This is a genomic window from [Phormidium] sp. LEGE 05292 (assembly GCF_015207735.1).
In the GTDB taxonomy this organism is placed as follows: domain Bacteria; phylum Cyanobacteriota; class Cyanobacteriia; order Cyanobacteriales; family Aerosakkonemataceae; genus Floridanema.
In genome coordinates this window covers 31,686-43,990 of sequence record NZ_JADEWG010000017.1, presented here as the reverse complement: position 1 = coordinate 43,990, position 12,305 = coordinate 31,686, and the positions used below count along the sequence as shown (strand labels likewise).

General features: G+C 39.1%; 10 protein-coding genes. 5 read left to right on the top strand and 5 right to left on the bottom strand.

Features of this window, described 5'->3' with window-relative positions; translation table 11 throughout:
- Positions 1-35: 35 nt before the first annotated feature.
- Both IQ264_RS07450 and IQ264_RS07445 read right to left on the bottom strand, forming a co-directional pair.
- Positions 36-272, bottom strand: coding sequence for a hypothetical protein (locus tag IQ264_RS07450; protein ID WP_193980101.1), 237 nt, complete (start codon positions 270-272; stop codon positions 36-38).
- A gap of 275 nt (positions 273-547) precedes the next feature.
- A complete protein-coding gene (locus tag IQ264_RS07445; protein WP_322744629.1) occupies positions 548-1,123 on the bottom strand; it encodes a response regulator in 576 nt (191 codons plus the stop codon).
- A gap of 150 nt (positions 1,124-1,273) precedes the next feature.
- Here IQ264_RS07445 and IQ264_RS07440 point away from each other — a divergent pair, with 150 nt between their 5' ends.
- On the top strand, positions 1,274-2,314 hold the full coding sequence (locus IQ264_RS07440) for a lipoyl synthase (protein ID WP_193980097.1): 1,041 nt from the start codon (positions 1,274-1,276) through the stop codon (positions 2,312-2,314).
- A gap of 227 nt (positions 2,315-2,541) precedes the next feature.
- Positions 2,542-2,685 carry a photosystem I protein PsaX gene (locus IQ264_RS07435; protein WP_193980095.1) on the top strand — a complete coding sequence of 48 codons (144 nt, stop codon included), beginning with the start codon at positions 2,542-2,544 and terminating at the stop codon, positions 2,683-2,685.
- 41 nt (positions 2,686-2,726) lie between these two features.
- Here IQ264_RS07435 and IQ264_RS07430 read toward each other — a convergent pair whose 3' ends face one another.
- The gene (locus IQ264_RS07430) at positions 2,727-3,599 is read right to left on the bottom strand and encodes a branched-chain amino acid ABC transporter permease (protein ID WP_193980093.1); all 873 of its coding nucleotides are present in this window, start codon (positions 3,597-3,599) and stop codon (positions 2,727-2,729) included.
- Between the two features lie 219 nt (positions 3,600-3,818).
- On the opposite strand from IQ264_RS07430, the gene IQ264_RS07425 reads away from it, so the two are divergent.
- Positions 3,819-4,499, top strand: a complete 681-nt coding sequence (locus IQ264_RS07425) for a DUF305 domain-containing protein (RefSeq protein ID WP_193980091.1) — start codon at positions 3,819-3,821, stop codon at positions 4,497-4,499.
- Positions 4,500-4,668: 169 nt separating this feature from the next.
- Here IQ264_RS07425 and IQ264_RS07420 read toward each other — a convergent pair whose 3' ends face one another.
- Positions 4,669-10,281 carry an ATP-binding sensor histidine kinase gene (locus tag IQ264_RS07420; protein WP_193980089.1) on the bottom strand — a complete coding sequence of 1,871 codons (5,613 nt, stop codon included), beginning with the start codon at positions 10,279-10,281 and terminating at the stop codon, positions 4,669-4,671.
- Between the two features lie 494 nt (positions 10,282-10,775).
- On the opposite strand from IQ264_RS07420, the gene IQ264_RS07415 reads away from it, so the two are divergent.
- Both IQ264_RS07415 and IQ264_RS07410 read left to right on the top strand, forming a co-directional pair.
- Positions 10,776-11,573 (top strand): hypothetical protein, encoded by a 798-nt coding sequence (locus tag IQ264_RS07415; protein WP_228061352.1) that lies wholly within the window; start codon positions 10,776-10,778, stop codon positions 11,571-11,573.
- A 39-nt stretch (positions 11,574-11,612) separates the two neighbouring features.
- The gene (locus IQ264_RS07410) at positions 11,613-11,807 is read left to right on the top strand and encodes a heavy-metal-associated domain-containing protein (protein ID WP_193980087.1); all 195 of its coding nucleotides are present in this window, start codon (positions 11,613-11,615) and stop codon (positions 11,805-11,807) included.
- 76 nt (positions 11,808-11,883) lie between these two features.
- Here the strand turns inward: IQ264_RS07410 and IQ264_RS07405 are convergent, their stop codons facing one another.
- Complete coding sequence (locus IQ264_RS07405) at positions 11,884-12,162, bottom strand: FmdB family zinc ribbon protein (RefSeq protein ID WP_193980085.1); 279 nt, start codon at positions 12,160-12,162, stop codon at positions 11,884-11,886.
- Between the last annotated feature and the right edge of the window lie 143 nt (positions 12,163-12,305).

The following is a 12,305-nucleotide window of genomic DNA, read 5'->3' as shown; positions in this document are numbered from 1 at the left end:
TTACCGCTCCCCAGAAGTACGCTAAAACCGATATTTTACTGCGGAATTCGACTCATAATTCTTCTTTGACGTTCAGCAGCTTTATCATCATCTTCTGGTTCAGAATGAAGCGGAACTGCGGCAATGATATCGGAAAAATGATTAATATCTTGTTCAATTACTGCGACATTAAGCTCAGTATAATCAGAACTTGCCGGATCGGAACCAACTTCAGAGTCAAGAAAACCAGAATCATCAAAATTTGCTGCTGGTTTATTTGAATTTAATATCATTTTCTTGCCTCCATTTGAATGCACAAATACTAACAATACTGCTGAATAAAAGCAGTATAATCGTTAAAAAAAATACAGTAAGGAAAAGCTACACAACTGGGAAGAAATTACTCAGGTGTCACTCTGATAACATAACTTGATTATATAACTATCTTTAGGGAACTTCTCTGGTTTGGCGATCGCTAAAGTGGAGAAAATAATTAAATTAATAAAAATAAGTCTAGCAGCGTCCCATGACTGCCAGACTCAGGAAAATATTTATTTAACAAAGGCTACTATTTTAATTTTTGCTTAATAAAAGTCATAATTTGAGCCTGTTGTTTCTTCAAAGCTTCTACCTCAGCATTCAACTTAGCAATTTGCTGTTTCAAAGCTTGAATTTCCCCTGCACTGGCACCATCGCCAGCTGCGGCGGGTTTTGCTGTAGCGGCGGGTGCTGCTGTTGCAGCTGTAGTGGGTGCAGCAGCTACTCTCAGCTTCACCTTTTCCATTGAACTTTTTAAAGCCGCCATCAATTGCTTTTGATCGAAAGGCTTAACAAGAAACTCGACAAATTTAAAAGAAGCATCGGGAATTTTTGATGTTACTTCTTCCTTACGCCCTGACATTACTACTAAAGGAATCTTGCGGAGTTCGGGTTGTTTTTCCAACTCTTGATAAACATCCCAGCCACTCATTTTCGGCAAGATGAAATCTAACATAATCCAATTTGGGCGTTCCTTCTTGGCGAGATTGAGTCCTTCTACACCATCTTTGGCTTCTACAATCTCAAACTTACCCGCAGGTAACATATCTTTTACCGTTTTACGGATCACTCCGCTGTCATCAATAACTAAGATTTTGTTTGGCACGACCAATTCCTCTAATAGGGACTATATTACGCTTGACTGAAGTTGCCTCTTAATCATAATGCTAGTTTAGCCAAAGCTCTACAATGTGCATCATCCTCTTTATTAAGAGTTCTGTTAACCTCTATTAACATATAATTTTTCCACTTAATCATGCCTTCTGAACCTAACCCAACAGTTCTATCTAGTTTTGTCAATTCGCAAATGCGATCGGAAATTGAAGCAATGCCTCCTTGGTTAAGACAGCGAGGTATCGGCAAAGCCAGTGAAATTTCTACAGTACAACGAATCATTAAACAAAGACAGATTCATACTATTTGTGAAGAAGGGCGTTGTCCAAACCGAGGCGAGTGTTATTCGCAAAAAACCGCAACTTTCCTATTGATGGGGCCAACTTGTACCAGGGCTTGTGCCTTTTGCCAGGTGGACAAAGGACACGCACCTATGCCTGTTGACCCCCAGGAACCGCAAAAAGTTGCCGAGTCAGTGCAATTGTTGGGGTTGCGTTATGTGGTGCTGACTTCAGTTGCTAGAGATGATTTGCCCGATGGGGGTGCAGGTTGGTTCGTTGCAACAATGGAAGCGATTCGCCAACTCAACCCAATCACTCAAATTGAAGTTTTAACCCCTGATTTTTGGGGAGGACTCTTGGGACAAGGGGACAAGGAGGACAAGGGGACAAGGAGACAAGGGGACAAGGAGACAAGGGGACAAGGAGAAGATGAAAGTGTTGTAGATGAGGGGAACTTGGGAGGAAAAATATCACTGGAAGAGAAGCAATATCAGCGAGTTGCCACTGTAGTTAAGGCAAAACCTGCTTGTTACAACCACAATATTGAAACAGTGCGACGGTTGCAAAACCCAGTGCGTCGGGGGGCAAAATACGATCGCAGTCTCAACGTTCTCAGAATTGTCAAAAATCTTGACCCAAATATCCCGACGAAATCAGGTTTGATGTTGGGACATGGGGAAACTGAAGCGGAAATTATCGAAGCAATGAAAGATTTAAGGGAGGCGGGTTGCGATCGCATTACTCTCGGTCAATATCTCCGCCCTTCTTTAGAACACCTGCCAGTGCAGAAATATTGGACACCCGAAGAATTTGAGCGATTAGGTGCGATCGCTCATGAACTCGGCTTTTCCCACGTCCGTTCCGGCCCCTTGGTGCGGAGTTCCTACCACGCTGGGGAATAGGCAGAGGGGCAGAGGGGCAGAGGGGCAGAGGAGCAGAGGAGCAGAGGAGCAGAGGAGCAGGGGGGCAGAATGTAAAATATTCTGCTCCCCTTGTCCCCTTGTCCCCTTGTCCTCTTGTCCCCAGTCCCCTTTGTTAAGAGACGAAAAGATTTATATCGGTTTGTACCAAAGGGTGAGGTTCTTTGGTATTCCTTTATAAAAGTCTCATCTTTTAGGAGCTAAACTTTATGGCAACCCCAGCTACCAATCCGACTGGTGCTACTGTACCCAAAACTGGCAAACCACCTTACCCATTTCGTACAGGTTGGGCGCTGTTTCTGTTAGCAATCAACTTTTTAGTGGCTGCTTACTATTTCCATATCATTGAGTAATCTCGCTTTTTTGAACCCATAAATCGGATCGTTGATGCTGCTCAGAGCGTGCCTTTGAATAAACCTTGGGGACGAATGAGTAGCACGACGATCATCATTAAAAGTGCTACGCCTAATTTGTACTCGCTACCTAAGAAGGGAACGCTGAGTTCTTGGACTAAACCGATGATTAGGGCACCTGCGATCGCACCGTAAGGGTTGCCAATCCCGCCCAAAATTACTGAAGCAAACATCGGCAAAATCAAAAACCAACCCATGTTCGGGCGCACAGCCGTAATTAAACCATACATTCCCCCGCCCAAAGCCGTTAAACTCCCAGCAATTACCCAAGTCCAAATTACTACTCGGTCTACATTAATCCCTGTGACACGGGCTAAATCAACATTATCGGCAACTGCCCGCATTGCTTTGCCAATTTTGGTATTTTGCAACAGCAAATGTAATGCCACAATTGCTAAAATTGCCAAAATTACCACCAAGATGCGATAAAAAGCAATTCTGATGCCAAAAAGTTCAATTGCGGTAACTACAGGCAAAGCATAAGATTGATTGCCACCACCCCAAATAAAAATGATGCCATTGCGAAGAAATAAAGCTAATCCGATCGAGATGATAATTAGGGTAGTGGAAGTGGCACGGCGATCGCGCATTGGCGACCAAATGATTTTTTCTGACAATAACATTGCCGCCACTGTACCTACAGCACCTAACATCATCGACAGCCAAATATTTATCCCAGCAGCAGTATTCGCTAACCAAGTAAAATAAGCTCCCAGCGTCATAAAGTCGCCATGAGCAAAATTAGAAAGCCTCAAAATTCCGTAAGTTAGTGTTAACCCGACAGCTGCTAGGGCAATAACGCTACCTACAGCAATTCCATTGACAAATAATTGTGCAGTTTGTTGCAGATCCATAATTTAAAGTTAAATACGCTCAACACAAATTTGGCGAATGATTATTGATTGTGCCTGAAATTGGCTATTGCTTTGGCATCATCATCTCACGAGTCAGGAAAATCTAAAAAAAAAGTTAATTTATGCCTTGTTCTCTTGACTCTCCACCTAAGAGGAGTCTTTATCATAAAAGAGTTAATTCCTGAAAGCAGAAAAAAGGGCTTTGGGAGGTTAAAAGATATGTTAATGCCAAAAAGATTGTTAATTGCTTTTGCTGTTGCAGGTGTTGGTGCTGCAACTTTAGCCACTACGCAGGTAACAAATGCTGGTTCACCCTCACCGAATAAACAAACAAATTATTCAGTTCCCGCCGTAGGTTGTCCCGGAATGGGAATGGGCGGCAAAATGGGAATAATGCACTCGATGAGAGTGGAAAACGAAGCAGATTTTCTCACCCAAATGATTCCCCATCATGAAGAAGCGATCGCAACAGCTAAACTATTAAAAGCGGGAACGAATCGCCCAGAAATGAAAAAATTTGCTGATGATATTATCCGAGTGCAAAGTGCAGAAATTCAGCAAATGCAACAATGGTTAAAACAGTGGTATCCGAATCAAAATACCAAAGTAACATATCATCCAATGATGCGAGATTTAACTAATCTCAAAGGTGATGATTTGGATCGAGCATTTTTAGAAGATATGCGATTCCATCACATGGGCGCAGTCATGATGTCTAATCAGCTATTAGGAAATAATTTGGCTAAACACAATGAAGTGAGTAAATTAGCCCAACAGATTAGTATTAGCCAACGTCAAGAAATCCATCAAATGCAAGCTTGGTTAATCGGTTGGTTTAATGCTGGTGGTATGGGTATGATGGGGCCAAGAAATGGTGGTGTTGGTGGACGCTGGATGTAAATTTCTTCACCCTTTTAAATCCCCCTGTTTAATATCATGTCCGGTTAATTAGTAATGTTTACTACTAATTTTCACCTCACCCCTTAATCCCCTCCCCGTCTACAGGGAGGGGAGACAAAGCTATACTTTTTTGTGTTTTAATATGTGTCTGACATAAGGGTTTCAATTGCTACTTTGCGGCTGAGTTAACTTCATTATTGATAGGTTTTTTTAGCTGCTGCACGGGAATCTCGATCGCAAACTCTGCCCCTTTTCCAGGAGATGAAATACATTTTAACTGGCCGCCGTGTTTGTCAACTACAATCTGATAGCTAATCGACAAACCCATTCCAGTACCTTTGCCCACTGGTTTTGTGGTAAAGAAAGGGTCGAAAAGTTTTGAACGTACTTCCTCAGTCATTCCCAGACCATTATCAGCAATTGCAATCTCTACATAGTTAGCATTAAGCTTGAGAGTGCGAATCCGAATTGTCGGACACTCAGCTGTTAGTCCTCGATCGACAGTTGAAAGTCCACTTTCTCTTGAGTATTCTAAAGCATCGATGGCATTAGCAATGATATTCATTAATACTTGGTTAAGTTGACCTGCATAACACTCAACCATAGGTAAATCGCCATACTCTTTTATCACCTGTATTCCAGGACGATCGGACTTAGGTTTCAACCTATTTTGCAAGAGCATTAGGGTACTATCAATCCCTTCGTGAATATCAACTGCCTTCATTTGCGCTTCATCTAAACGCGAAAAGTTCCGCAAAGATAGTACAATCAGACGAATGCGATCGGCACCCACTTTCATCGAAGAAAATAATTTAAGCAAGTCTTGTTTGAGAAATTCTAAATCAATTTCATCTATTTCAGCACTAATTTTATCTGTAGGATTGGGATACTCTTGTTGATAGAGATCCAATAGATTTAGTAAGGATTCGGTATATTCATTTGCATAAGTAAGATTGCCATAAATAAAGTTAACCGGATTATTAATTTCATGAGCAACACCAGCAACCAGCTGACCTAAACTAGACATTTTTTCTGCCTGAATTAGTTGTGTTTGAGTAGCTTGTAATTCCTTAATAGTTTGCTCTAAATTTGTTGTTTGTTCTCGCAAACAAGTATTTTTAGCTTCTAATTCTAGCGTTCTTTCTTTTACTTTATCTTCCAAACTTCGACTATAATCCTCTAATTGTTGGTTGGCTTGTTTGAGATTATTGCTAACTTTGATTAAATTTTCATAGAGACGTGCTTTATCAATGGAAATAGCAGCCTGAGAAGTCAGAATTCTTAAAACTTCAATCCGCTCAGTTGTAAAGGCACGACGGCTGAGATTATTTTCCAAATAAAGCAGTCCGATAAGTTTTCCTTGAGTCAGGATAGGCGTACACAAAATCGATTTTATTTCATTTTTAATGATGTACGGATCGGCAGTAAAAATTCCCTCAGTGTAGGCATCGTTTAAAACCACACTTTCCTGAGTTCTGACAACATAATTTATCAGAGAAATCGGCAGGCATTCACTATTCTCTACAGTAGTAGATAGCCCTAATCTAACTTCGTTAACTGTACCTGTAGCTTCTAACAAGATTTTGCCATCTTGATCGAGAAGTAAATATACAGTTTGAGCGCCCGCATTGTGCATAACTAACTTGATTAATTGCTGCAATAAACTTTCTAAAACAATTTCATTAGAGAGGGCTTGCGAAGCTTTAATTACAGCATAAAAATCCAATTTTGTAGAACTTTCTCCCGTCGTTGAACTTGTTGTTCCATTCGACTCAAATCGATAATTTTCTCTATCTAGTAACTGGGAAAAGAACTCTGGATACCTTGATTCTAAATCGCATATTTTTGCTTTAGCTCCCCAGCGATCGTATCCATAGTAGGCATCAGTTAGGTATATTTGAGCTACTTTTTCTCGATTCCGGTGAAAGTAAAACTCCGCTGCCAATTCAAAAGCTAGTGCTTCTTCCTGAAGATATCCTTGTTCCCTAGCGCCTTTAATAGCTCGATCGTAATATTCGGCTGCTGTGTCATTTTTTCCTAATAGTCGTGCTTTCTCTGCCTCAACTAACTCGTATTTGTGTAGATAATTTGTGGGAGAATTGTCTGCCCATTGCTGCATTTTTTTCTGATTCTCAGCAACTTTTTGCAAATATTCTTGACGTTCTTTGTTTGAGGCTGTGCGAGACAAAGCTAGGAGGGCAAGAGAAGCGTAAAAGTTATGCACGGGAATATAAACGCTACCGCTAGCAGCTGGTACATATTTTTCTGCCGCACAAGCATTTTCCCAGGATTCAGCATAAAGTTTAAATGAATAACATAGCAAAGCTTTTGCTAAATAAGCTGGGAAAAGTACCAACCCATTTTCAGATTCAATCAAAAGGGGAAGCATTGTTTCTTCGCTAAATTGTTTCCCAGAAAGAGCGATCGCATTATCCGATTCCCCTTGAAAATTCAAGACTACTTGCGCCCATATTTTGACTTGATTAAGTTGATATTCCTGCTTGTATTGCACTAACAAATCAATATATTGACTTTGCTTTTGAATTACAGAGTCTAGAGGTTCACCGCTCAAAAATAAATAACTGCAATAAAACCCTGCACAATGACAACCATATTCTATATCTCCGGTTGATAAACCAGTTTGAGAACCCTCAAGTAAACCTGCTAAAGCTGTTTTAATATGCTCCTTCCAATGAGTAATAAAAACATACAATGGTATAGAGACGATCGCAGTAACTTCTTTAGCATTAAATTGGTGTAAAAGTGTGCGAGCTAATTGACCATATCGATATCCAGAATCAAAATCTCCCAGCATTGCACAATGAAGCAAGCCATAAGTTCCATACCCATAAGTAGATAAAGGTGTATTCCCATATTTCAGGGACAAATTGACCATTTTAAAAGTTACTAGCGGATAAAGATTCGGTCTTACGGCAAAGGCAGCCGGACTGAGAGCTAATAATATCCGCATAGCTGCAAGGAGTTCATCATCTGTCATTTCTGGCAGAGAAGCTAATGCTTCAATTGATTTATTTCCTTGCCGCAATTTTGTCTTAATTAAACTAGCTAATACATTAAATTTATTCGGTTGAGAAGGCAGATTTATGCCTAATATTTTCAATGCTTTTAAGCTAGTTTCTAATGCGGGAACAGGTTGGTTTTGAGAAAAATAAAATTTGCTCTGAATTTCATATACTTTGACTTTTTCCAGCCGCTTTTGAGCATGATTCAGAATAGTATGAAAAATCTTTACTGCCTGTTGAGGATTAACTATATAACCAATTTCTAAAGATTCTAAATAAAGTTCGATCGTCAAATCGTACTGGTTTTCCCAATCCTTTTCTGTTAGTTGTTCTAAGCCAATACTTAAATACTTAAATGCTGCTTCATAGGCTGTTGCTGCTTTAGCTTTTTTTCCAGCTAAAAGGTTTAATTTAGCAAGATCTTTTCGTTCTGAGGGATTGTTGATTAGTTCCGCACTTATATTTAATTGGTTGACAATATCGAAAATATTTTCTAATAAGGCATGAGCTGATGTTTTCTGTAGTAACAATTTACCAATTTTTAGGTGAGTAGCTTTTTTTTGCTCTTCCGGTATGAGTGAATAAGCTGCTTGCTGAACTCTGTCATGCAAAAATTTGTAAGAAATGGGCGAGTGAAAAACGCCTTCCTGATTTCCCCAGTCGAGTATTCGCTCTTGGGTTTCTCTTTCTTGATCGTCAAATACTAAGGGAATTTTGTAAGCACTATTGAGAGGCAGAATCAAACCTGTCTGAAGTCCTTCCCATAAATCATCAGCAGTAGTTAACAAAGATTGCTGATTAACGATCGCCAGGACATCTAAGTTAAATTGGTTGCCAATACAAGCTGCTAATTTTAAGGCGTGCTGTGTTCTATCCGACAGTTTTTGGATATTTTTAGCTACCAGTTCGACAATATTGTAATCAATGATTCCCAAGGATTGTATTTGGGCAACATTCCAAAACCAGCGACCTTTAATAAAGTCGAATTTTAACAAATTTTCAGAATATAGCGTTTGCATTAATTGGGTCAAAAAGAAAGGGTTGCCGCCTGTTTTATGAAAAAGTAGAGATGCTAAAGAACTTATTTCTGATTTAAGTGGCTTTAATTTTTCTATTTCGTCCCACAGTTCAAAAGGTTTTCCAAATGATAGCGTGTCGGCTAATAATTGGCTGACGTTATTAATATCTAAAGGTTGAAGTATCAGTTGATTAACTGTCGCGCCATTTTCTTTGATTTTATCGATCGTCTGAATAGTAGGGTGAATTGGAGAAACTTCGTTATCTCGATAAGCTCCCATCATCAATAAATATTTACTCTCTGGATCAGTTACCCAGATTTTGATTAATTTCAAAGACGCTGGATCTGCCCACTGGAGGTCATCTAGGAATAGCACTAATGGATGTTCGGCTTTGGTAAATACGCCAAGAAATTCTTTAAATACTTTATTAAATCGGTTTTGAGATTCCAGCGGCAACGACAGTTGAGGAACAGCAGGTTGAGAGCCAATAATAAGTTCTAATTCCGGTATAATATCGATAATAATTTGACCTTGTTCGCCCAGCGTGCTTAAAAGTTTTTGTTTCCAAATCTCTATCTGATCTGAACCTTCGGTTAATATTTGCCTTAATAATGATTGGAAAGCTTGGATTAGGGCAGCGTAAGGAATGTTGCGCTTAAACTGATCGAATTTGCCTGCGATAAAATAACCGCGTTTTTGTACGATCGGTTTGTGAACTTCATTTACTAGCGCAGTTTTACCAATTCCCGAATAACCAGAAACTAATATCATTTCGGTTGCGCCCTTGCTAACTCGCTCAAAAGCTTGCATTAATAAGGTAACTTCCTGAGAGCGACCGTAAAGTTTTTGCGGAATCAAAAATTTGCCAAACTGATCTAGTTGTCCGGGTGTAAAGTTTTCAATTTTACTAGTTTTTTGTAACTCAAGTAGGCAAGTTTCTAGGTCAGCTTTTAGTCCAAAAGCACTTTGGTATCTATCTTCAGCGTTTTTTTGTAAAAGTTTCATCACAATAGATGAAATCGCCTCTGGAATTTCTGGATTTATTTGATGGGGTGGAACTGGTGTGAGAGCTATATGGCAGTGAATTAATTCTAGTGGGTCGATCGCATTAAAAGGCAGCTGACCCGTGAGCATTTCATAGTAGGTAATACCTAAAGAATAAAAGTCCGTGCGATAATCAATTGACCGATTCATTCGCCCAGTTTGTTCTGGCGACATATAAGCAAGAGTCCCTTCTAGTAAACAGGGACTTCCAATCTGATTGGTTTCTCTTGTTAGGCGCGTGGAAATACTAAAATCTGTAATTTTGACTTGGCTTGTTTTCGGGTTGACGATGATGTTGGCTGATTTAATATCTTTATGAATTATTTGGTTTTGATGCAATTCGCCCAAAGATTGCGCTAGTTTGATAGCGATGTTCAGAAAATCTATAACTTGTAGGAGGCGATCGGCAAGCAATTGCTTAAGCGATTTACCTTGAAAATCTTCTAATATGAGAGCAAAACCATTCTTATATTTTAATAATCCATAAGTCTTAACAATTCCCTCTACATTGAAAAGGCTGGAGTTAATTTTATATTCATGTTTTAATCGCGCAATTTCTTCTAATGTAGGATATTCCGATTTGAGGCTTTTGATAATGACTGGCACCCGGTCTGATTTCCGAACTCCACGTTCGATTAAAGTTCGGATTCCTATATGAATTTTTTCGATTATTTCGTAATCTGATATTGTACTCATTTGAGAGATAATTAACATTTTTACATTATTATAGTAGAAAAATAAAACTTAAGAGAGCTAGCGAGTTCATGAACTAGCACTGTAGCTAGTGTTTGCCTCTAGTACTTGAAGAGGGATATTATACAATGATATAGCTGTGATTTGCATCAGGGTAATTACTGATTGATTTAACCATAACAATTTGCGTAATTGTAATATTTACTTAAGTAAAATAAACATTACTTTTTAGCTTTAAATTGCTGTAAATATCCCTTCACAAAAAAGATTTTCTTTACTCTAAATCTACCTTAAGAAAGAAGATTTTCCTGAAAAAATTAAGATTAAATTTTTAAAATATATAAGCGCCTAAATCACTAATATCTAACGATAAAAATCACAAATTTATGCGATCTAGAACACAAAAACTTCTCAAATAACCCATAAGATTTATAAATAACTTCTCAACAAAGTTCGTTAATTTTTTCAGCTCGATTTACTACTTAGGTGTATTAGTCATGAAAGAAGTATTAGCATTAATAGAAAAGAAAAAAGAAGAGTTTGCTCAGTTAGCTTTATTTGAGTTTTTGGCAGATAAAAGCATCGATCCCAGGCAGCGGTTAGCTTTTGCTCCTTGCATGGCTCCTTTTGCAATGATGTTTAAAGATATTAACGCATACGCTCTGCGAGAGGAACCAACAAACAACCCAATCCAAAAGATGATCAATCAGCATAGTTATGAAGATGGTCGTCATTGGCGATGGTATCTTGAGGATATAGAAAAACTCGGATTTAATGAATCCATGCAGTTCGTAGATACCTTGAAATTCCTGTGGGGTAAAGAGACACAAAAGACGCGGGAGGTTTCCTATAATTTATTTGCGTTATGCGTTTTTCAAACCGATCCAATACTAAAGCTAGCGGTTGTGGAGTCGATCGAAGCGACTGGAACAGTTGCATTGGATGTAATTGCTAAGTTGGGTGACGAACTGCAACAGCTGACAGGACAACGCTGTCGTTATTACAGTGCGTCTCATTATGCAGTGGAAACAGGTCACATTCAAGCAGATGTAGATGATGTGGAGCAGTTTCTGGAAAACATCGAGTTGACTGAAGAACAAAAAGAGAAAGCTTGTCAGGCGGTAGAAACTGTGTTTGCTAGTTTTTCTGCGGCTTTGAACGAGTTTCTGGTCTATGCTAAAAATCATTCTTATCAGCAACCATTTGCCAAGCTAGATTCAGTTACAGCCATAACATTTTCAAATGAGGTGGAAACACCAGCTCTTACAGAAGTACAATTGTTAAGTACAGTTTGACTGAGTTGAATTTGTCGTTTTGCTGTTGGCGAGTAAAGAATGAACATGGAATTAGAAGTTCCCAGTATGGCTTGTTCTGCTTGTAGCGATACTATTACCAAAGCGATTAAAGCTGTCGATCCCAATGCTGTGGTACAAGCCGATCCGAAAACTAAGTTAGTGAATGTGGAAACGGAAAAACCGGAGACAGCAATTCGGGATGCGATCGCCTCTGCTGGCTATCCAGTCACCTAAAAAATTAAGGTTCGCCGTCAAAAAATGAGGTAATTTAGAGATAAATTACCTCATATAAAAGTTATTATTGCTAAATTTAATGACCAATCATCCAAGGTCTGTCATGAGCATGATGATGATGGTGTTTATGTGTATGAGAATGCTTAATTTCTGAACGATTAACTAGGCGAGGTTCTGCACCTTTATCAATGCGGGTTCTTAATGATTGAGGTGTCATAATTAAACCAGCTACGGAATAAATTCTTTTAGCTTCCGCTTGGCAAGTTGGGCAAAGCATTGGTTTACTAGCTTCGCTCATACTGCGGAATTTTTCAAAAGTTCCACAAGTTTGGCAGTCAAATTCGTAAAGAGGCATAGTTAATTTTAGATTGAGGATTGTTAGGGTAGAAATAGATTTGTTGTGAATTTCACAAATCTGATTTTTTTACCACAGATATCCACAGATAAACACAGATGTAGGCGTAGCCTTCCCGTAGGGTACACAGATAGTATTTAGAG